19 protein-coding genes and 1 riboswitch are annotated in these 22,452 nt (G+C 42.5%); of the genes, 13 read left to right on the top strand and 6 right to left on the bottom strand.

What is annotated here, in order from left to right; translation table 11 throughout:
- The first annotated feature begins 22 nt into the window (after window positions 1-22).
- A complete protein-coding gene (locus tag NYE72_RS29830; RefSeq protein ID WP_256717289.1) occupies window positions 23-682 on the top strand; it encodes a uracil-DNA glycosylase family protein in 660 nt (219 codons plus the stop codon).
- A 22-nt stretch (window positions 683-704) separates the two neighbouring features.
- Here the strand turns inward: NYE72_RS29830 and NYE72_RS29825 are convergent, their stop codons facing one another.
- Window positions 705-1,619 (bottom strand): phosphatidate cytidylyltransferase, encoded by a 915-nt coding sequence (locus NYE72_RS29825; RefSeq protein ID WP_076099755.1) that lies wholly within the window; start codon window positions 1,617-1,619, stop codon window positions 705-707.
- A gap of 95 nt (window positions 1,620-1,714) precedes the next feature.
- Between NYE72_RS29825 and NYE72_RS29820 the strand changes: the two genes are divergently transcribed.
- A complete protein-coding gene (locus tag NYE72_RS29820) occupies window positions 1,715-2,275 on the top strand; it encodes a hypothetical protein (protein WP_036682293.1) in 561 nt (186 codons plus the stop codon).
- The gene (locus NYE72_RS29815; RefSeq protein ID WP_076099754.1) at window positions 2,272-3,027 is read left to right on the top strand and encodes a class I SAM-dependent methyltransferase; all 756 of its coding nucleotides are present in this window, start codon (window positions 2,272-2,274) and stop codon (window positions 3,025-3,027) included. Before NYE72_RS29820 ends, NYE72_RS29815 begins: the two co-directional genes overlap by 4 nt.
- Window positions 3,028-3,086: 59 nt before the next feature.
- Here NYE72_RS29815 and NYE72_RS29810 read toward each other — a convergent pair whose 3' ends face one another.
- Window positions 3,087-4,361: a HAMP domain-containing sensor histidine kinase gene (locus NYE72_RS29810; RefSeq protein ID WP_036682290.1), complete on the bottom strand. Its 1,275-nt coding sequence runs from the start codon at window positions 4,359-4,361 to the stop codon at window positions 3,087-3,089.
- A complete protein-coding gene (locus tag NYE72_RS29805) occupies window positions 4,361-5,038 on the bottom strand; it encodes a response regulator transcription factor (protein ID WP_076099753.1) in 678 nt (225 codons plus the stop codon). The genes NYE72_RS29810 and NYE72_RS29805 overlap by 1 nt, the downstream gene beginning before the upstream one ends.
- A gap of 260 nt (window positions 5,039-5,298) precedes the next feature.
- On the opposite strand from NYE72_RS29805, the gene NYE72_RS29800 reads away from it, so the two are divergent.
- From NYE72_RS29800 to NYE72_RS29790, 3 genes are read left to right on the top strand one after another with little or no spacing between them, the layout of a single operon-like run.
- Window positions 5,299-6,042: a polyphosphate polymerase domain-containing protein gene (locus NYE72_RS29800; RefSeq protein ID WP_076105108.1), complete on the top strand. Its 744-nt coding sequence runs from the start codon at window positions 5,299-5,301 to the stop codon at window positions 6,040-6,042.
- A complete protein-coding gene (locus tag NYE72_RS29795) occupies window positions 6,035-6,715 on the top strand; it encodes a DUF4956 domain-containing protein (RefSeq protein ID WP_036682284.1) in 681 nt (226 codons plus the stop codon). Before NYE72_RS29800 ends, NYE72_RS29795 begins: the two co-directional genes overlap by 8 nt.
- Before the next feature lie 23 nt (window positions 6,716-6,738).
- A complete protein-coding gene (locus tag NYE72_RS29790; protein ID WP_339211024.1) occupies window positions 6,739-8,808 on the top strand; it encodes a carbohydrate-binding domain-containing protein in 2,070 nt (689 codons plus the stop codon).
- Window positions 8,809-8,876: 68 nt separating this feature from the next.
- Here NYE72_RS29790 and NYE72_RS29785 read toward each other — a convergent pair whose 3' ends face one another.
- A complete protein-coding gene (locus NYE72_RS29785; RefSeq protein WP_235219469.1) occupies window positions 8,877-9,509 on the bottom strand; it encodes a TetR/AcrR family transcriptional regulator in 633 nt (210 codons plus the stop codon).
- A 203-nt stretch (window positions 9,510-9,712) separates the two neighbouring features.
- On the opposite strand from NYE72_RS29785, the gene NYE72_RS29780 reads away from it, so the two are divergent.
- The 3 genes from NYE72_RS29780 (at window position 9,713) to NYE72_RS29770 (ending at window position 12,724) form a co-directional block, all read left to right on the top strand.
- Window positions 9,713-10,474, top strand: a complete 762-nt coding sequence (locus tag NYE72_RS29780) for an SDR family oxidoreductase (protein ID WP_036682280.1) — start codon at window positions 9,713-9,715, stop codon at window positions 10,472-10,474.
- A 427-nt stretch (window positions 10,475-10,901) separates the two neighbouring features.
- Window positions 10,902-11,696, top strand: coding sequence for an alpha/beta hydrolase (locus tag NYE72_RS29775; protein ID WP_036682278.1), 795 nt, complete (start codon window positions 10,902-10,904; stop codon window positions 11,694-11,696).
- Between the two features lie 38 nt (window positions 11,697-11,734).
- Complete coding sequence (locus tag NYE72_RS29770; RefSeq protein ID WP_076296990.1) at window positions 11,735-12,724, top strand: sensor domain-containing diguanylate cyclase; 990 nt, start codon at window positions 11,735-11,737, stop codon at window positions 12,722-12,724.
- A gap of 16 nt (window positions 12,725-12,740) precedes the next feature.
- On the opposite strand, the gene NYE72_RS29765 is transcribed toward NYE72_RS29770, so the two are convergent.
- Together NYE72_RS29765 and NYE72_RS29760 are read right to left on the bottom strand one after the other, a co-directional pair.
- Window positions 12,741-13,070 carry a leucine-rich repeat domain-containing protein gene (locus tag NYE72_RS29765; protein WP_339211022.1) on the bottom strand — a complete coding sequence of 110 codons (330 nt, stop codon included), beginning with the start codon at window positions 13,068-13,070 and terminating at the stop codon, window positions 12,741-12,743.
- Complete coding sequence (locus NYE72_RS29760) at window positions 13,046-13,378, bottom strand: hypothetical protein (protein WP_339211020.1); 333 nt, start codon at window positions 13,376-13,378, stop codon at window positions 13,046-13,048. Before NYE72_RS29760 ends, NYE72_RS29765 begins: the two co-directional genes overlap by 25 nt.
- Before the next feature lie 135 nt (window positions 13,379-13,513).
- Between NYE72_RS29760 and NYE72_RS29755 the strand changes: the two genes are divergently transcribed.
- The 4 genes from NYE72_RS29755 (at window position 13,514) to NYE72_RS29740 (ending at window position 22,235) form a co-directional block, all read left to right on the top strand.
- The gene (locus tag NYE72_RS29755; RefSeq protein WP_038573836.1) at window positions 13,514-14,197 is read left to right on the top strand and encodes a Crp/Fnr family transcriptional regulator; all 684 of its coding nucleotides are present in this window, start codon (window positions 13,514-13,516) and stop codon (window positions 14,195-14,197) included.
- A gap of 55 nt (window positions 14,198-14,252) precedes the next feature.
- Window positions 14,253-15,236, top strand: coding sequence for an EAL domain-containing protein (locus NYE72_RS29750; RefSeq protein ID WP_038573834.1), 984 nt, complete (start codon window positions 14,253-14,255; stop codon window positions 15,234-15,236).
- 116 nt (window positions 15,237-15,352) lie between these two features.
- Entirely contained in the window at window positions 15,353-15,919 is a 567-nt protein-coding gene (locus NYE72_RS29745; RefSeq protein ID WP_036682474.1) for a hypothetical protein, read from the top strand.
- Window positions 15,920-16,076: 157 nt separating this feature from the next.
- Window positions 16,077-16,163: riboswitch (cyclic di-GMP riboswitch) on the top strand.
- A 258-nt stretch (window positions 16,164-16,421) separates the two neighbouring features.
- Window positions 16,422-22,235: an NPCBM/NEW2 domain-containing protein gene (locus NYE72_RS29740; RefSeq protein ID WP_339211018.1), complete on the top strand. Its 5,814-nt coding sequence runs from the start codon at window positions 16,422-16,424 to the stop codon at window positions 22,233-22,235.
- Window positions 22,236-22,452: the final 217 nt, after the last annotated feature.

Raw genomic sequence — 22,452 nt, 5'->3', positions numbered from 1 at the left:
GCTAACTAAAGAGGATCTGCAGGTGGATAAGCTTCTAATGGAGCGTAATGGCAAGGTGGAAATTTATTATGCGCCCCATAATGAGTACATTAATCCTTCTGCTAAGGTGATCATTATGGGGTTAACACCCGGGTTCACACAAATGGGTTTAGCGATACAAGAAGCGATCATAGGTCTGGAAGCTGGTTTGCCAGATGAAGAGGTATGTAGAACAGCAAAGGAAGCGGCGAGATTCGCAGGTTCCATGCGGAACACGTTAATTCATATGTTAGATACACTTAAACTGCATCAACACTTGAACCTAACCTCTTGTGAAGAACTATTTCAGCAGCAGCAGACGATCCTGCACACCAGCTCTTTATTGCGTTTTCCTGTGTTCGTGGATAAGAAAAATTATAGTGGGACCCAGCCCAAGCTACTTTCAAATTCATTCCTCAGGGCGCAGGCATTATCTTCCTTGCGTGAGGAGCTGAACATACTGAGCCGGGCCTTAATTATTCCCTTAGGAAAAACAGTGGAAAGTATACTTCAACTCCTTGTGTCCGCAGGTGAGCTAGATAAACAACGCTGCTTATGGGGATTTCCCCACCCCTCGGGCGCCAACGGACATCGATATAAGCAGTTCGCCAGCCATCAAGAACAGATGATGAAGATACTGCATAATCATTCATGGAAGGGCTGATTCAAGCTTCCCATCAGATGATCTACATGAAGTCGAAAAAATAACGAATGACATGAAAAAAGACCGGTGAAGTGTAGGTCAAGCTATCGATCCGGCTTAAATGGCTTTGCTTCAAAGCCACGAATTTATCGCCATCGCCGATTAGCAGATCCCGCTTTAACACGGAAACCGTTAAACTGCCAAAGAAGCCGCTCAAGCTGACCAACATGCCTGACAGTAACCCGAAGATTGGGTTGAGCGGCGTCAGGTAGGGATAGATTAGATAGGAAACTCCTGTCGTGATGACAAATGCGAAAGCGAAACCCTCCCAAGTCAAATACGGATTGGCGGTGGGAACTATTTTACGCTTCCCTACATAAAGTGATGCCAGATAGTGGACCACATCATTGAGCTGCGTTAGCACTACTAGAAAAAGTACAAGCCCGGCTCCATACTCCGGTGTAGCAAATTGAAAGTAGGCCAAGTGACTAAGCCCGAATACCATCAGCATTAGCCCCCATTGCGTGGAGCTGACACTACGCATAAAACCAACCGTGCCTTTATTAATCATTCTGGGCAGTGGTAGGAGCAAGAATACATAAACTGGGATGAAGACAATAAACATTCCGTACCACTCGATATAAATCCAGTAGAACTGTAACGGAATGGATAAGTACGCCCACAGAAATAGCCTGCGGTCGGATTTTCGTGATTTCATCATGGAGAAATACTCCTTCAGTGCAAAGAAGCAGAGGACCATGAGAGACAGCAGAGAGACGAGGGGATTAAATAGGGTAGCTAGGCAAAAGATAAAAAGCATTCCCCACCACGTCTTGATGCGAAAGCCAATGCCCGTATAATCTTTATTTGGCTGTAGCTTCCCTATAACTACATACATCAAGTGAATGGCCGATAGGGCCGCAAAGATAAGAATTATAGTTAATAAAGAGCGGTCGATAACTGATCACCAACTTGTCCTAGAGTAGATTCCATTAATGGGTTCATATGTTATTATGAAGGAAACGTTCAAACTTGATAAGGGGAAAATTGTAAATGGCAGCAGATCCATCGGTCTTTATATTACTGACGAATACCGGGACGCTTTTTACGAAGCTCATTCAAGGCTATACAAAAGCACCCTATAATCATGCCTCGATCTCCTTTAATCGAGAGCTTTCTGAGCTGTATAGCTTTGGCAGGAAGCATCCGAGCAACCCCCTGAATGGAGGGTTTGTGAAGGAGGATATTAAGACAGGTACGTTCAGCAAATATCCAAATACAACATGTGTCCTATATGAACTTCAAGTTACAGCCCGCGAAGTGGAGAAAATGGAGCGGGTCTTGCAAGTCTTTATCCGAAGCCGTCAAAAGTATCTCTATAATATTCTCGGCGTAATTGGCATTGCCCTAAAGGAGCCTGTCGAATTCAGCAACTCTTATTTTTGTTCGCAATTTGTAGCGGAAATTCTAGAGCGGTCGGGTATTAAGTTATGGAATAAGCTGCCTGCACTCGTTACTCCGGATGATTTTCGCCAAAGTGATCGGCTGAGATTGGTTTACCAAGGTAAATTAAGTGAATATGAACCTGAGCGCCTAGGAGGAGACGAAGGATGAATAGCAAAGAAATATTTTCTAATCGGGTAGATTCGTATGTGAAATATCGGCCGAGCTATCCTGGAGAAGCCATTAATTATTTGTACAATACTATTGGGCTCCAACCCAATTGTGATATTGCTGATATTGGTGCAGGAACAGGAATATTCTCAGCATTACTTCTGGAGCGCGGGAGTTGTGTGACTGCCGTTGAACCCAATCCGGAAATGCGTAGAGCTGCGGAAGAGAAGTTCGCAAAGGATAACCATTTCTCTGTATCGCCGGGGTCTGCTGAACATACAGAATTATCAGATCAGTCGATGGATTTTATAGTATGCGCCCAAGCGTTTCACTGGTTTGATAGGGACGCAACGCAATTGGAATTCAAGCGGATTCTAAAACCGGGTGGAAAAGTTATTCTGATATGGAATTCCCGGCTTACTTACGGTACCCCATTTCTGGAGGAATATGAGCAGCTGCTGCAGACCTTCGGCACGAACTACACTCAAGTTAATCATAAGAACATTACCCCTGAGATCCTTAGTTCCTTTTTCAAAAAAGGACAGATGCAAGTAGCGCATTTTAGCAATCAGCAGGTATTTGATTTGGAGGGCTTAAGCGGGCGGCTTCGATCGTCTTCCTACACTCCGGTCCCCGGAGATCCAAGCTATGAGAATATGATGGCTGAGCTGCGGAATATTTTTGAACGAAATAACCAGGGTGGGCAAGTGTTTTTTGATTATAAGACGGAAATTTATTGGGGCGAAGTGTAAAGTAAATAAAAAGACTCAAACCTTAGAGATAACAGGGTCTGAGTCTTTTTTACTTGTAGTTATGAAAGATGTACGTAAAACGTGGTGGACTCGCCGACGAAACTTTTGGCATAAATTTTTCCTTTATGCTGTTCAACAATGGATTTGGCAATCGCCAGCCCTAGGCCATATCCTCCTTGTTTACGCGCCCGGGAGGCATTTGTACGGTAGAATCGGTCAAAGATGCTCGCTAAGTGCTCCGGTGCAATGCCCTCCCCCGTATTAGTGACTGCTAACACCATGTCATTATGTTGTTTTTTAAGGGATAAGGTGACTGAGCCTTTAGGGTTCGAATATTTTACAGCATTGTCCAAGAGGATCATAATTACTTGTTTGATCTGTTCACTATTGCCTAACACTGTCAGATCAGGCTCGATGTCATATTCAAGGGAGATATGCTTCTCAAAGATTACAGCTTCCATTGTTAAAATGATATTTTCAACCACGTCGCTCAGATTGAATTTCGAATAAATCATTCTTGATCTGGAATCGTCCATCTCGGTCAGGTACAGCAGATCATTGGTCAGGCTGGTCATTCTTTCTGTTTCCGATTTGATATAGTGCAGCCACTTGGACTGATTGTGAATGGTGTCATCACTGTTGGACAGGAGAACATCCGCATTGGTGTTAATAATGGTCAACGGCGTCTTCAACTCATGGGAAGCATCCGCAATAAATTGTTTCTGTTTCTCAAAAGCCTCCTTTACCGGCGCAATTGAACGATTAGCAAAAAAGCGGCTAGCGAAGTACAAGATAATCAGCATCACCGAACCAACTACAGAGAAGGTATAGATTAGATTGGTGAGGATTTTTTGCTCTGCAGTGATGTCCAGAAATACAAGCATCGCCCCATCACTCGTATGCTGGATGTTGAAGATCCATTTGCTGCTATCCAAGGTGAACCTTCCGGTATCTTTACCGGCACTTAGCGCTTCTTGCAGAGCCGTATTATAAAATTCATCGTCCATAGTAAATTTGGAATCTTTCCCTATGAGGTTCGACGCTGTATCTATCTTCAGCATAAATGAGACTGACCGTTCAGGAGGTGGAGTCCCGTTATCCATACGTTTATTATCAGCATGGGGTAACTGGGAACTTCCCTTAGTTGAGCCCATTCGTCCTGTATCACCACCGGGAGACTTGTAGTTTTCCATGATTCTGTGAAGATCCATCTGAATATTGTTTTGGACATCTTGGTACGTAATTACATAAATCGAGATGAAGGCCACCAGCATGATCACCGAGATAGTGACTAAGTTAACAATAAGAAACCGATTTCTGAGCTTCGTGAACATTAGGTCGTCACCTCTAATACATACCCTACGTTTCTGATCGTACTAATACGTACGGTCGAATTTAAGAAGGTCAGTTTTTTTCTCAAAAAAGAAATATACACCTCTACATTATTGTGCTCAGCATCAGAATCGAAGCCCCACAGCTTCTCAATAATTTGTTCTTTGGAGGTTACGGCTTGTTTCCTCAAGATAAGAAGCTCCAATAGTTCACATTCCTTTAGATTGAGCTTGATCTCTTTGCCACCCACGGTAAGCTTCAGATTGGATGTATTCAGTTCAATATCCCCGAACTTTAAAGCATCATCCGGTATCACCTCGCCTTTACGTCTTAGTACAGCCCTTATTCTTGCCAATAAGATCTCTGAGGAAAAAGGTTTGGCGATATAATCGTCAGCCCCATAGTCCAGCCCAGTGACCATATCTGTAATCTCACCCTTTGCAGTAAGCAGGATAACGGGAGTGGGTATCCCCTTTTTTCGCAGCGTCTTGAGGACGCTAACCCCATCCATCTCAGGCAGCATGATGTCGAGCAGCAGCAAATCATAGATTCCACTCAGTGCGTAATCCAGACCCGACCTGCCGTCATGGACTGCATCCACCGAATAATTATGTTTTTTTAATATTTGAGTTAAGGCTTCAGCGAGATGGAGCTCGTCTTCTACTATTAATATTCTCATGGTTTTGCCATCCCCTACATAGAACCAGTATTTGTTATTGAGGTCATTATATCAGTATTACCTTTATTGAACCTTAATGAAGAGAGACAACAGCGGCCGGAAGTCCAACATACACCGCAGTTACGATGTACACCTGTGTTAAGGGAATGTAAAAGATAATCAATAATTTGTAAAACCATTTAAGATTCATTAAAGGTTTGGGATCTAAGATACATTCATAAGCACACGAGACAACGATAAACAGAAAGGATTGATCACATATGGCGATTGAGGTATTCAACCGTTATGAGAACAAATATTTGTTGGACAACGAAGCCTACTATAAATTTTATAACCAATTGCTTGAATACATGGAACTGGACGATTTCAACAAGCAACATGAGTTTTACTCCATAACCAACTTATATTATGACACGGAGCACAATACCCTGATTCGTAACAGTCTTGCGAAGCCCAAGTACAAAGAGAAGCTTCGTTTAAGAGCTTACGGTGTTCCAAATCAAGATACGAAGGTGTATCTGGAAATCAAGAAGAAGGTATTTGGTCTTGTTAATAAAAGAAGAACGTCGCTCAAATTAAACGAGGCTTATGATTTTGTCGCCACCGGTATGGAACCGGAATTCAAGGATTACATGAATAAACAGGTGATTGAAGAGATCAAATATTTTCTTACACGCTATGATTTGCAGCCCAAGGTGTATCTGTCTTATGACCGAAAAGCGTTGTTCTGTAAAAACAATCGCGATCTAAGAATTACATTCGATACAAATATTCGCAGCCGCCGATACGATCTGAAGATGGAGCACGGTGTTCATGGCGAACCCTTGCTGGAGCCGGGGCAGTGGCTTATGGAAGTAAAGGCTGAGAACACGATTCCGGTCTGGCTGGCCAAAATGCTCTCAGAGCATCAAATGTACCGTACAAGCTTCTCTAAGTACGGCAACGAATATAAAAAAATGCTGAAGAACAGTAAAACAGAACGGGAGAGTGCCCTCTATGCTTGATTCATTATTTACCGTAGCAACTAGTACAGAGTTAACGTTTACCAACGCACTGCTAACTATTTTTATAGCTATTGTTCTTGGCGGAATCATTAGCTACACCTATATGAAGACGAATGCCAGCGGCTATTCGCAAAGCTTCACACTGACGATGGTACTGCTGCCCGTAATTGTGGCAATCATCATTTTGCTTATCGGCAGTAATGTTGCCAGAGCTTTCAGTCTTGCCGGGGCGTTCTCCATCATTCGCTTTAGAAGTGCGCCGGGCGATCCGAAGGATATCACATTTGTTTTGTTCACCATGGCTTCTGGACTTGCCTGCGGAGTGGGTTCCTTTGGATATGCAGTTTTGTTCACCCTTATCCTATGTGCCCTTATGTTTATCCTTAACCGGACTAACTTTGGCGTAAGAACAACGTCGCAAAAAACATTAAAGGTAACCATCCCGGAGAGTCTGGGATATGAGGAAGCCTTCGCTGAAGTATTCAATAAATATAATGTTGGGTACGAGCTTAAAAAGATTAGAACAACTGAGCTTGGCAGTTTATATGAGCTGGTCTACGCTGTAACGCTGGGTGAGGCTGTGAACCAGAAGGAATTTTTGGATGCGATTCGTACCCGGAACGGTAATTTAGACCTCTCGCTGACCATGACTCCAACTGTTAATGACTATTAAGATAACGAAAGGATGGATGAAAAATGGATAAATATATAACCGGAAGTAAAGTAGGAATCTTGCTATTGTGTGCATTACTTATGTCGGCTTGCAGCACCAATTCCACAACAACACAGCCTGAAGCGGCGGGTACAGCAGCAGCCTCGGGAACAACGATAACTCAGAACGGGGCTGCCACGGGAGTACAGCTGGCAAGCGCCAAATTGTCCGATCTGGTGACGTTCGATGAAGAGGATTCTAATACAACTTGGACGGCTGACCAATCGACGGAAATTGCTTTGGCTGGAACAAGTGCGCTTGTTGACGGCACCGGGGCTGAGTCTAAGGATGGCTCAGTGACAATTACTGCAGCAGGAACTTATGTGCTGTCGGGTAAGCTGAGTGATGGACAGATTGTAGTTAATAATCAGGATGAAGGTAGTGTGCACTTGGTACTGAACGGTGTGAACATCACGAACAGCGATAGTGCTGCAATTGATATTAAAGAAGCAGGCAAAGTGATCATTACCTTGGAAGACGGGACGGAGAACTCCGTATCTGATGGAGCAACTTACGTGTATGCCGATGAAACTACAGATGAACCAAGTGCGGCTATCTTCAGTAAAGCGGATTTAACGATTAATGGTACCGGGAAGCTGTCTGTTTCCGCTAACTATAATGACGGAATTACGAGCAAGGACGATCTGAAAATTATGGGTGGCACTATTGAAATTAAGGCTGCCGATGACGGGATTGTAGGTAAAGATCTTGTCGCTGTACAAGACGGAAATATCAGCATAACGGCAGAAGGCGATGGTATGAAATCAACCAACGATACTGAGACGGACAAAGGCTTCATAGCAATAGCAGCAGGAACATTTGATATTACGGCTGGTAATGATGGAATTCAAGCTGAGACTTCACTTGTAATAGATGGCGGAACATACACCTTAGTTACGGGTGGGGGCAACGAGAAGGGTGAAGTGAAAACAGGTGATCAAGGGCAAGGTATGGGCATGAGAGGTGGCCGAGGTCAGGGAACAGGGGATCAAGCACCAGGAACAACAGGAACCTCAATACCTGAAACAAAACCAGAGACGATGCCAGAAACAAAACCGGAGATACCAACAACGGAAGCATCAACAACGACAACAACGGCAACAACTACAGAATCGGAAACACCAAGTACTAAAGGATTGAAGGCTGGAGGAGATATTAGCTTAAACAACGGAACCTTTACCATCGATTCTGCTGATGATGCAGTGCACAGCAACAGTAACATTGCTATAGCTGATGGAGAATTCAACATCAAAACTGGCGACGATGGAATCCATGCGGATGCCTTGGTGGCGATATCTGGTGGCAAAATTGATATTACGAAGAGCTACGAAGGGATTGAAGGAGCAAACATCGAGATTTCCGGTGGCGAGGCTCATGTGGTTGCTTCTGATGATGGAGTGAATGTAGCAGGAGGTAACGATGAGGCGACTGTAGGCGGCGGCCCTCAGGAGCAGGATCAATTCAGCGATTCTGCTAGCAATATGCTAACGATTAGTGGAGGAACACTAACGGTGGATGCTTCAGGTGACGGGCTGGATTCGAACGGCTCCATCACAATGTCGGGTGGCACGGTTATTGTCAATGGACCTACCAATAGCGGTAACGGTGCACTTGATTTCGACGGTAGCTTTGAACAGAGTGGAGGAATTTTGGTGGCTGCGGGAAGTTCGGGCATGGCACAAGCACCGTCTGACACCTCTAGCCAACATGCAGTGAGCATGACTTTCCCTCAGACCCAGGAGGCTGGAACCTTGGTTCATCTAGAGGACAGCGAAGGCAACACAATCCTGACCTTTGCTCCTTCGAAGAGCTATCAAACGGTGGTGATTAGTTCACCGGATCTGAAGGACGGAGGTTCTTACACCCTCTACTCGGGAGGTACCTCGAATGGTAGTGAAGCGAACGGACTGTATACGGATGGTGAATACACAGGAGGAACAAAAGTAGTAGCGTTCGAAATTACCAGCAGCGTAACTTGGCTAAATGAATCAGGAGTAACAACCGCAAACACTAATCAAGGTCCAGGTGGCGGTGGTGGAAACAGAAGACCTTAGTTTATAAATTGCATATCAAAAGCCACTCCAGCATTATTTTGGAGTGGCTTTTGATAGTTTGAGGTAAATCAGTCGCCGTTAACAGGGATGGAATTCTGTTTAATCGGTTGATTTGAAGTATTGATGATCACATTATGTGAATTAAAAGACAGAATCTCAATCAGCTGCTCTGCCATATGGTTAGCTGTATATTTAAATCCGCCTTTTACCCATTCTATGATTAATCCAAATAGAGCATAGGCGGTATAACTGGAAAACAATTCGATATTAACATTGGTATTAGTGTTATTAACTGCGACTAAGTCCCGCTTGGTGAGCTCCTTTAAGAGGTCGCAAATCCTATTTTGGAACCCTGGCAGAACATTGGAATTTATAATGATGGTATAAAAATTAGAGTAAGAGACCACATGTTCAAAAATCTTGATGCTCGAGGTGGTCAGCTCACTAACTATAAATTTATCGGTATGAAGATAGGGTTCTTTATAAGCCTTAATTAAATCCTCCAACACATCATCAATTAGCTCATTCAGAAGTTCTTCTTTGGTTTGATAATGTTTATAGAAGGTTCCGCGGTTTAAATCGGCAAGGGTAACGATATCGGTTATCGTAATGGTGCGGAAATTCTTTTTTTCCATGATTAATATCAATGCGTTTTTAAGCTCTTTACGCGATTTGCTAGTTCTCCGATTATTTTTAAGCAACAGAAGACCACCTAACTGTCTATTTTCTAATCCTATTTGAACAGAATCCTGCATTATATATATTTATGAACATTTGGTGTCCCATTTGTATATTGATAGTTAAATTTTAGAGGATTAAACTTGAGTAGTATAAATTTTAAGCGTTAAAGAGATTTTATATATTGATATTTACATTATAGATAAACGTAAAGGAGACTTCCAACATGAAACTTCAAGACAGAGTTGCAGTGGTTACCGGGGCGGCATCAGGTATGGGGAAATCTATCGCAGAGTTGTACGCTAAAGAAGGGGCGAAAGTGATTGTAGCCGATCTTAATCTCGAAGGTGCAGAACAAGTAGCTGCAGGGATCAACAGTAATGGTGGAGTAGCTAAGGCACTGAAAGTAAATGTTGCCCTAGTTGAAGATATCGATAGCATGATTGATACCGCAGTAAAAGAATACGGAACACTAGATATTCTTGTTAATAACGCCGGTATTATGGATGGGTTTGAGCCAGTTGGCGACATTAGCGACGAGAAATGGGATCTTATCTTTGATATCAATACCAAAAGTGTAATGCGGTCCACTCGTAAAGCAATGCCTATTTTTCTGGAAAAAGGAAAAGGGGTTATCGTTAATACCGCTTCTACAGGTGGCGTAAGTGGTGCCCATGCGGGAGCAACTTATACTGCCTCTAAACATGCTGTAGTAGGCTTGACGAAAAATACAGCTTTTATGTATGCCAACAAAGGGATTCGTTGTAATGCTATCGCACCGGGAGCTACTGCCACAAACATCAGTGCTTCAATGAAAAATATAAATGAATTCGGCGTGAGCCGTACACAATTAACACAGGCTGTGATCCCTCGTGTAGGTACACCTGAAGAAATCGCACAAGTTGCGTTATTCCTGGCTTCGGATGATTCCAGTTTTGTGAACGGAGCTATCATCGCTGCTGATGCGGGTTGGACTTCTGCATTCTAAATGTTGGTTGTCTACCTCTGCCTCAACAATTTATCCACGGAGTCTTAGGGACCCAGATGACGTTATTCGCAAATTTTCAGTCTTTTGAGAAGGGATTCGGACTCCAGAGACGCTATTTCATATAAATCGGCCCATATTTGGTGTTTTCGCGCCAATAGCTGCAGTGGAGTCCGATAGCAATTCAAATATGGAATAATGGCGCATTTAAGGTCTGCTGGGTCCGCCAACCAATTTTTTCGGGCAAAATGTTATCGGATTAAACGAAGGAGTGCCCCAGCACGCTACCATTATGCCAAATGATGACCCAAACGGGATGTTACATAAAACTCCGCTAGAGATTAATCTAGCGGAGTTTTTTATACGCTTGATATTTCCAGGGGAACCCTGCAAAATAGAGAGAATGCTAACTATAGAGGAGTTATATGAAATGAACGATGTTATGGTGCGGAATCATGTAAAAGTCATTGGAGCAGGAGAAAAAACTATCCTTTTTGCGCATGGATTTGGGTGTGATCAAAGCATGTGGCAGTTTATTACGCCATCATTTGAGAAAAAGTATCGAATCGTTCTATTTGATTATGTAGGCTCAGGCCATTCAGATTTAAGCGCATATACATCGGATAAATATCATACTCTCCATGGTTATGTACAGGATGTACTAGATGTCATCGAAACATTTGAACTCAAGGATATTATTTTTATAGGCCATTCTATTAGCTCTATGATCGGTTTGCTTGCTTCAATCGAGCGGCCGGATTATTTTGATAAAATGATTATGATCGGACCTTCCCCACGTTATTTAAATGAGGGAGATGCTTATTTCGGGGGCTTTGAAAAAAGTGATATTACTGAGCTTCTGGATATGATGGAGATGAATTTCGCGGGCTGGGCTAGCTTTATGGCTCCACTTGCGATGAATAACCCTGACCCAATGTTGACTAAACAGCTGGAACGAAGTTTTATTTCGGCCGACCCTATTATCGCTAGAGAATTTGCGGAAGTTACATTTTTTTCGGATCATAGAGAAGATCTGCCTAAAGCGACAGTGCCTACACTCATATTGCAATGCTCGGATGATAGTATCGTTCCTATAGAAGTAGGAGAATATTTACATAGACACTTGAATAATAGTACGTTCCGGTTAATGGAGGCCAAGGGCCATTATCCGCATATTAGCCATCCACAGGAGACCATTACTTTGATTAATGAGTATCTTAGGTGAGATGGAGAAGATTATGGTGTTGAAAGGATATTTAGACAATGGATGACCGGTTAAAATATGCGCCGTGCGGATATGTTTCCATTACCCATGAAGGAATGATCCTCAATGTGAATCAAACCTTTTTGGATGGGATGGGATATCAGCAGGTTGATTTGGTAAATAAACATTTTGAATCTATCATGTCTACGGCGAACAAGCTTATTTTTCATTCATACTTCTATCCTTTTATCAATCTGAATGGACATGTAGAAGAGCTATTTATCAATTTGAAGGACAGCAAGGGACAAGCCGTCCCTTACTTGTTAAATGGTAGACGCCTCGAGTGTGAAGGTGTAGAGGTCATTGATTGTATTCTCGTACAGATGGGCAAACGTATTGATTATGAGCTAGAGTTACGATCTGCGAAGAAGCAAATAGAAGAGGCCTATTGGGAAAAAGATCAGGCGCTGGCAAAGCTCAAACAAATCCACCTTGAAATCGAGCAAAAGCAAGCTGAATTGCTGGAGATGAATGCCGTTTTAGTAGAGCTATCTACTACAGACAAGCTTACTGGATTAAAGAATAGAAGGTTCCTGCAAGAAAAGCTGGAAGAGCAGATTGCAGCGTATCACCGTGATCAGGCGCCTTTTTCATTATGTATTTTAGATATTGATCACTTTAAAAATGTGAATGATACCTACGGTCATCAAATGGGTGATTATGTCCTGGAGAAATTGGCGAGTATCCTGAAATCCCAATCTCGTAAAGAAGATATCGTAGCTAGGTATGGTGGTGAGGAGTTTATCCTTCTGCTGCCTAATATCGATTCATCGGATGCCAAGGCTATAGCGGACAATTTGCGACAATTCATAGCCAGCTCCACTTGGGAGATTGGCAGGGTTACGGTAAGCATCGGCATAGCTACTTTTGAAGCAACCGATACAGACATCACTCTTCTGGAAAAAGCTGACCATGCGCTTTACGCTTCGAAAGAACAGGGGAGAAATCGCGTTACGCATATTATGGATTTGAGTGAAAAGCTTCTTTAATTGGAGGCTTTTTTTGTTATTTATAAACGATACATCCTCTTTGCTCTAATTGCTCTAATAATTCTGTTCTTCTTAAGCTGTGATTCCATCTTAAATCCAGTTTCTCTAATCGTCCAAGTTGTAGAATCGAATCCGGGATTTCTTGCAGATGATTATCTCTTAAATCAAGCTCAACAAGGCTGCTTAATTGACCTATTTCCTCAGGAAGCTGATTAAGTTTATTTTTTCTAAGGTTCAGTCTTCTTAACTTGCTTAAATTACCGATAGATGAAGGCAGCTTAGTGATTCGATTATCACTTAAATCAAGTATCCGAAGTTCTTCTATAGCACCCAAATGCTCTGGCAAGACGGCCAGTTGATTAGGTATAGAAAAGAATCCAACCCCTGCAATCCGCCAATGCTCTCCGGCAACACCTTCAGCCGATTATGGCCTAAATCCAGCATTCTTAGGTGAACTAAGCGACCGATGTTCTCGGATAACTGTTCGATTTCATTGCCCGCATAATTAAGTACCTCTAATTCGTCATGAAGGAAGAGCTGATCGGGAATCTCTTTAATATGATTGTTGTACATGCTCAGTTCTAGTAGCGGATTGCTCTCAAACACGACATCTGGCGTTTCAATAAGTCCTTTTCCGTCAAAATTATATTTCATGAATGGATCTCCTTTGTAATTTGTATTGGCATCAAGCCTATGTGACAACGTTACGATAGAATATAACAGGATGATGATTTATTATCAGTATGTTGGCATACAAAACTATGGAATGTGTTAGAAAGGAATAATGAGATGGAAGCTTCTTTTTGGACTGGCACTCGCTTTTTTCAAGGTTTACCCTCGGAGAAGATCGAGGCGGTCTCAGGATTATTCACTTATAAGGCATATTCTAAGGGGACCCTGGTGTTTGCAGAAACAGATCCGGGGGATTATGCCTACATTATCTATTCGGGGATTATAAGGGTGTACGCTACCACGAAAGGGAAAGAGCATACCGTAGATCTTTTTGGAAAAGGCGATTTCTTTGGCGATCTGGAAGTGATCCATCCCTCCAATATAAGAGTGCTGTCTGCGGTGGCTATGAATGATACTGTATTATTTGAGATTAAACATGAGCTTTTTAAGCAGATGCTTGCCGATTACCCGTTGATTAAGGAGCAATTGATGCTGCTGCAAATGGACCGTTTATTTTTATCGAATCGGTTATTACATGAAATGAAATTTCATGATGCGAGAGCGCGTGCGATATTTACGCTGAGAAGACTATACCAAAGATTTGGAGTAGAGGAGCAAGGCAAACAGAGGATTGATCTTCGATTGACCCATCAGCAGTTCGCGGATATGATCGGAACGTTAAGGGAGACGGCTACCCTTGTGCTTAAAGATCTGCAAGAGCAAAAGATTATTGAGATTCAACATCAGCAGATCACCGTGTTAGACGCGACATATTTACTGGAGTATACGGATTTCGATTGAGAAGAGCCGTTCCGGGATCTTTTTCAGAGAATCGATTATTAAAGGGGTTATGAATATGGCTTGTAATCATTGTGTAGTAAGAGAGCTGAATTTTCAAATCAAGCCTCATGGTGAGCTTAATCTTAGGGTTTTACCTGAGGTTATTCATCACTTGAGTAGAAGTAATACGATACATAAGTTAGAAGAAAATGTGATTACGATTAAGGAAGCTGAAGCGCGAGATCTTCTAGATTTCTGTAACGATCATATGGAGTCCGGGAAAATTGAATTTCGTATAGATGACCAAGCATGGAGACCTCTATCCGAGATGTCTACTGTAATGGATATGAAGTGGATTGATGAGGTTATCACTAAGGGTCTTGTTACTTGTTACTTCCAACCGATTGTGAACGTAAGGGAAGAGATTTTTGCATACGAGCTTTTATCGAGATTTAAAAAAGAAGATGGATCCCTTATCTATCCTAATGAGATCTTTGCGGCAGCACGGAATCGTGGGCGTTTATATGCTTTAGACCGGTTATGTAGAATGACTGCCGTAAAATATGCTGCGCCCTTAAATAAAAAAACGTTTATTAATTTTATCCCTACATCAATTTACGCTCCAGAGTTCTGCTTAAGATCAACGGTTGAATTGGCTAATCAATTAGGTGTCGATCCCTCTCTTTTTGTCTTTGAAGTTGTTGAAACGGAGAAAGTGGATGATCTCGCTCATTTGAAAGCTATTTTAACATATTACAAGGATCGGGGATTTGAATACGCTTTAGATGATGTTGGGGAAGGCTTCAGCACAATCGAGATGTTATTGGAGCTTAAACCTCATTACATGAAGTTAGATATGAAATATGTTCAAGGCGTGTCCAGTGATCCGAACAAACAGAAAATAGCTAAACAATTTTTAGAAAAGGCTTTAGAAATCCAATCTGTTCCTTTAGCAGAAGGTGTGGAGTTTAGAGAGGACTTTGAATGGCTTAAGCAGAGTGGTTATCAGTTGTTTCAGGGATATTTATTTGGAAAGCCTGATCCTATTCCCAAACAGTAATCCTAATGAGTATATATCGGTCCAGAGGATGAGACGAATTTCAGGTCAGAGTCTGAGTACAGCCAACCCCCGGGGTTGTATAATTTAGGTAATTTGAAAAGGGGGACGGGATGGATATGAAATGGCATCAATTTGTAACGCGCTGGGCGGATTCTAGGGGCTTTGATGGACGAGAAATTGATTATCAATGGCCTTCTCCCTCATTTCCGGTCATCAGTATTCGTAGTAATTTAGGGCGATACTCAGGTCAAAAGTATGGTCATGGAAGTAAACCCCGTGTAAAGACAGCCGTTGGTTTAATCGCTATTGGAGATGTAGCTGTCGGATTGATTTCCATAGGTGCGATAAGCGTGGGCGTACTTTCCTTAGGAGCAATATCACTGGGAATGTGGTTAGCGATTGGAGCAATAGCACTTAGCTGGCTTGGCTTCGCAGTGGGAGCGATTGCGATTGCAGGAGTGGCTGTAGGAGCGATCGCAATCGCGGAAAAAGCGTTGGGGGCCATCGCCATAGGGGATACGGCGTTTGGTGCGATAGCGATAGGCAGGATCGCTGGGGGTGCCATAGCTATCGGACAATGGGCATATGGTGTAATCGCAGTTGGCGAACATGGTTTCGGATTAATTCCCATCACGGGCGATGTGTGGAATTGGTTCCGGCGTTTGTTCGGATCGGGGAGTTAATTAGACCTCCAGTCCTAAAGGATCCCATTCTCTTCCGGGATAGTCGATAAATAATATCTATCACATGAGAAAAACTAATTGCAATTACCTATACTCATTTCATACCAATTAATCATGCGATCAGATCTAGGCTTATGTTACTCTTTGAATGTATTCGAAACTTCATAGGCAAACCTATGGAAATGTAGGGACGCAAAGCTATAGGGACTAAGGTTATCATAACTATTGTCAGCCAGCTGCCAAAGAGTGTGTAACGCTTTTTGTTAAAATATAAGAAAGTATAAGTTATACACCTATACTTAATATCTTATATTTCTCGCTTAAACGCTTACCGTCCTTATAAGGACGCCGAAGGCGTTTATGCTTGTTAAGGTTTAATAAAAATTAAGTCTTAATTTTTAGGCGACTTTATACGCAATCAAGCTACTCTTTTGGGGTAGTTTTTTTTGTGCCCATTTTTGGGCACTGGAGAGATTCATATGACATCTGGGGGTAAGAAGAGATGAAGAAAATGATTGCGATCGCTACATCGGCGGCCATGTTGGCCAGTTTTTCGAGTGAGGCAGGTTATGCTTTAGCAAGTGAGGCAAGCAAGGTAAAGGTAACAAAAACAGTCGCGCAAAGTAAGGTCAACTTATTAAGCAACGCTTCGGTTATTCCGTTTGAGCTGTACGGCAAGGATGCTCTAAATGCCTATAATGAGGTTTTTAGAATGAATCCAGCAAATATTAAATCCATCACAAATAACGGTGGCAACTACTCAGGCTCGCCTATAGCTAAGGCTATGGATGGGGATATGAGCACGCATTGGGAGACTGGCAAACCGAATAGTTCAACGTTTACGAATGAGGTTGTGTTTGTTTTCAATGAGTCCACTGAATTAAATAGAATGGTCTATGCCGCTAGGCAATCTGGTGCTAAAGGTAAAGGTTTTGCTCAAGAATTTGATATCTATGGCTCCACTACCGATGCGGGTGATTTCACACTCGTGTCTTCTGGAGAATATACAGGCTCAACCGGTGATGTAGTGGAGATTCAGTTCGCACCTACGGCTTTTAAGAGACTTAAATTTGTCTTCAAAAAAGCGAACCAAGATTGGGCGAGTGCGGCTGAGTTTTCTTTTTATAAAGAGGATAGTGTCTCTGCTAAAATGAAAAATTTATTTACAGATGATACCTTGAGCCAAGTTAGTACAGCCTTTGATACGGCAGAGAAATTAACAGCTTTAGAAAATGAAGTACAAGCACATCCACTGTATGCGCAGTTTAAAGAAGAGATAGAGAATGCAAAGATCCTTTTGGAGAACCATCAGGTAGAGGTAACGGCAGCCAAGGTTTCGAAGCTAAAAGGGTATGGTACAGCCTATGAAAATGCCTATAGCCAAGCTTATAGAATGCCAAATGCAAACGTATCAAAAGTAACGGTGAACGGTGGAAGCTACCCAGGTACGAAGCCTGAATATATGCTGGATGACCAGCCCACTACGCATTGGGAAACGAACAAAAACAATGATGCAAGCTTCACGAATGAAGTCGTGTTTGAACTAGCGCAAGCGGAAGTGCTGGACAGAGTGGCTTTTTTGGCTAGAGATAATCGCAAAGGATTCCCAGAGGCTTTTGAAATCTATGCATCAGAGACGAGTAAAGGAGAGACCTTCCAACTGGTATCTAGCGGAACCGCGATTAGTACCAATGATTTTTTGGAATTTAAATTCGAACCGACGAAGTTTAAAAGATTAAAATTTAAGTTCACAAAAGCTAATATTAACAGACCTTTTGCGGCTGAATTTAGATTTTATACAGAAGATAAAGTAAGCGAAGCTGTAAATGGTATTTTCACAGATGGAACGATGAGTGCGGTTGTGCCTGCTTATAATAGCGTCGAAGCAATCAACGAATTAGAAGAAGCGGCAAAAGTACATCCGCTCTATCCAATCCTGAAAGATTCTTTGGATTTAGCTAAGAAGCTAGTGAATGGTGAAGTTCAAACCGAAGGCACCATCATTGAGGCCGAGCAGCGTGGAGATATGAAAAAACATGCTCAGCAAAACCTGAGAATAGGCTTCGGCACGAACAACCAGCCTACAGGACTTGCGGCAATGCCTGGCGAGACCATCAATGTTTATGTGGATGCTGCTTCGGGTGATAAGTTGCCTTCTTTGATCTTTTCTCAACAAGAGGGAGCTTGGAATAGTTGGGCTAGGGGCGTACAATTGCGTGCGGGCAAGAACACTATAACTGTACCTGAAATTACAACGACTAGTGCTTATGCTCATGATGTAACTAAGGGCGGCACCGTTTATATCGTAAATCCCTATACAGCTGAGGAGCAAGGGAAGGCGCCACTGATCCGCTTCGAAGGTTTAGAAAAGATTCCTTTTATGACCAAGACCACGGATCCAGAACAATTCAGAACCTTCTTAACCACATACAAACAAAGATTAGACGAAGATAAAGCGGTTCATCCAAATGTTCAAGATCGCAAACTTATCGATGTGGTAGAAATGGCCAGCGATCATGTTATTTTTACAGGAACTGCGACTGAAGCATACAACAAATTTATTACGCAAGGAAATAACCCGCTGGATACCGTAACTGGGTATGACACCTGGATGAAAAGCATTTTTACCTTCTATGGCTTGGATGGCAGTAGTGAGATTCATGATGCCAAGCTAATTCGTGAGAATATTCGATTGATGCAGCCTTATGGTGCGATGTATGCAGCGGGAGATCATACAGGGATCCAACTTGGAACAGTAGGAACCATGTTAGGTGATTTTAACAAAGCTTATCCGGGCTGGGGACTGAATCACGAAATTGGGCATCGCTTGGCTATGGGTGAACGGGAATATGGCGAAGTAACTAATAATATGGTGTCTATGTTTATGTCTGTCGCGGCGAATTCGATAGATAATCGTATACCGTATGAATCAGATATCTATAAATATGTCCTCGAAGAAAATAAAGTGGTAATGAATCAGCAGGGCTTATTTGCACAACTCGGAGCCTATTGGCAGCTGGAGCTGGCACATCCGGGATACTGGACAGAGCTGACCAAGCTATATCGGGAGCGGAAGGTCACCCTTCCCAACGGTGACAATTCCAAGCAGCAGTATTTGGTGGAGTTCTCCTCCGAAGTACTGGGATTAGATTTAAGCAGCTATTTTGCCAGACATGGCTTCACTGTGAATCCTGAGACAAAAGCGAAAGTAGCCAAGTATCCGGCACCGCAAAAGTTATGGTATTTAAATAACTCGGTGATTAATTATGAGGGAACTGGAATAGCGGATAAAAATCTGGCCATTAAGGTTAATATCACACCTAACACCACGGCTAGAACGAACACGTTAAGTTTCAGTATAGATAAAGAGCTTAAGCAAGACTTTTTAGGATATGAAGTGTATAGAAATGATGTGTTAGTTGGTTTTACAGGAACTGACCAATTTGTGGATCAGAATGTAGATGCGAGTATCAACTATACGTACAAGATCGTCGGTTATGATAAAAAGCTGAACCCACTGAAGCCCGTACAGGTTAAAGCCTTTAAGCCAGCCTTGTCTGTTGAAGATCAGCTCACTTTAAAGCTTAATCAAACCTTTGATCCGATGAGCTATGTAAAAGCGGCTAACTATCTAGGAAACGATATTACTGCGGATGTCTCTCTGAAAGCCAATAACGTTGATGTAACGCAAAAAGGCAACTACGAAATTGTATATGAAGTGAAAAGCGAAGGGGTTACGGAAACGAAAACCACACAGGTTACGGTAACGAGCGACTACGCCTATATTTCCGATCTCAATGCCAATTCAGTCGTTGTAGGCTGGGGTGAATTAAAGAAAGATAAAGCCGTTTCCGGGGGAATCATAACCCTTGTTCGCCAAGGATTGGCTGCGACGTACGCGAAAGGGATTGGTGTTCATGCCAACTCTGAGGTAGTTTACGATATTGAAGGTAAGGGTTACGACTTCTTTGAAAGCTACATTGGGATTGATCAAGCCATGAAAGGGAAACCTTCCTCGGCTACTTTTGCAGTGTATGTGGATGGAGAACAGAAATTTGAGAGTGATGTTTTCCGGGCAGGAACAGAACATCAATTTGTGAAAATCCCTGTGACTGGCGCAAGAGAGGTGAAGCTGGTTACAACAGATGCTAAGGATGGCAATGCTTCAGACCATACGGTATGGGCCGATGCGAAGTTCTCAAATAATTCAAGCAAACCTATCATTACAGTGCCGGAAGAGACAACCTTCGTTAAGCTGAACAGCGAATTTGATGTGTTGAGCGATGTAACAGCTTTTGATACGGAAGATGGTAATTTAATTGGAGCCGTTGAAGTACAATCCAATGGATTCACATCAAGCAAAACAGGGACTTACAACGTCGAGTTTTCAGTTACAGACTCAGATGGAAACTCCGCTGTGCAGGCCAGAAAGATTGTTGTATACAGCGCTAGTAAATACCTGAGTGATGTAGATTGGCAATCGGCAAAAACGGATTATAATGTGGTTCGAAAAGATAAGGCTAGCTCTAACAATCCGATTAAGCTGCTGGTAAATGGTGAGGTCAAAGAGTTCGCTAAGGGCTTAGGAACCCATGCCAGCTCTGAAATCGTGTATAATCTGGCGGGTGCAAACTATGAATATTTTGAAACGTATGTAGGGGTTGATAGGAATATCGCTGAGCAGAGCAACTCCAGTGTAATTTTCAAAATCTTTGCCGATGGGGCAGAGGTTTATAACAGCGGACTGATGAAATTTGGTACAGAAGCCAAGCTTGCGCGGATACCTGTTAAGGGTGTAAGTGAATTGAAGCTGGTGTTAGATAATGCAGGTAACGGAAATGCTTCAGATCATGGTGATTTTGCTGATGCGAAGTTTATGATCTTGAACAATACACCAGAGCTTACCATATCTAAATCTGTCTCAACCAAAGTGGGCCAAGCAATTGATATCAATGAAAGCTATTCGGCAATGGATTCGGAAGACGGTGACTTGACGGCTCAAGTGAAGGTCACAGGCCTAGAGCAGGTTAATTTCAACCGGGCTGGAAAGTATCCAATCACTTACACAGTAACAGATAGTGATGGAAATACGACCACGAAGATTAGAACGATAGCCGTAGTAGACATGACGGACTTTACGTACCTGACAAATTACGACTGGAATTCTACTCAGAACAGCTATACTGCACCTTTGAAGGATAAATCTATTAGTGTCAATACGCTGAGATTAACAGATGAGAACAATCAGGTAGTGTCCTATGAAAGAGGAATTGGAGCGCACTCTAACTCGACGATTGTATACGATCTAAGCGACAAAAACGTGGACTATTTCACTTCCTATGTAGGTGTAGATAGACAAATGTACGGTTCTGTTGGTTCGGTGAGCTTTGAGGTGTTTGTCGATGGAGAGAAGAAATTCGATAGTGGGGTCATGGGTTCGAGAGATCCGCAGAAATTCATCGAATTGGATATTAATGAAGCAAAAGAACTGAAATTAGTCGTCACAGACGGGGGAAATGGCAACGGATCTGACCATGCTACATGGGGTGGAGCCAAACTACATTTCGCGAATGGAGATCACTTATTCACTAGAGATCTTGAACAGGCGATTGCAGCGGCTAAAGCAATTTCTCTAGAAGGCTTCACACCTGAGAGCATCGCGGCATTTACGTCCAGCCTCTCGATAGCAGAGACAGTGTTGGTTAACTCTTCTGTTACGCAAAGTGAAGTAGACGAAGCTGTAGCAGCGTTGCAACAAGCAACCGAAGGTTTGGTCCAAATAGATCTTACGCAAGTGATTACTGTGGCGGACCCGTATTTAAGTGCTTCGATCAAGACTACATTGGGCGTAACTGGAGAACTAACGCTAGGGGATATGTATAGCCTTACAACGTTAACCAGCGAAACCAGAAGAGTCAGATCCTTGGAAGGTTTGCAGTACGCAAAGAGCCTAGAGACACTTGATATTACTGGAAATGAAATTACAGATTTCTCCCCATTACAAGGGTTAACTAAACTAACGAGCTTATTGGCCGACCCACAAGTGGTAGAGGTAGGAGAATTTAAGGGACCTGTGGTTGAAGTAGCTAATCTGGTGAAAGGGCTCGATGGCAGCAAAGTGATCCCTAATTCCGCTGGGGTAAGAAACACTAGAACATCTAAAGAAATTGTGTTTGATATGAAGGAATGGGCTGCTAATCCGGATGTGTTTACTATTGACCTATCGAACGAGGAGAAAGGAACTTACATGCTGGGGTTAACTTACCAAGTCGCAGGTAATCTCGTGCAAATCATTTCTTTTATTAATAATAATTAAATTCCCAAGAAAGCAGGCGGATTGTGGTCTCTATAACCATGGTTCGCCAGTTTTTAAATGAGGAAGTTTTTATGTAAAAATATCCATTTTGTCATATGACAAAAGAAATGACAACGCTCACTATAAGCGGTGTAGTCTTTTAACTATACTTAATCAGAAATGCGTCAAATTTAAATGAATACTCTAATTGAAGCTTTTTATACAAAGAAGTAAATAA

The sequence above is a fragment of the Paenibacillus sp. FSL L8-0333 genome (genome assembly GCF_037965665.1).
GTDB lineage: Bacteria > Bacillota > Bacilli > Paenibacillales > Paenibacillaceae > Paenibacillus_AQ > Paenibacillus_AQ odorifer.
This window is presented reverse-complemented; position numbering and strand designations above follow the sequence as displayed.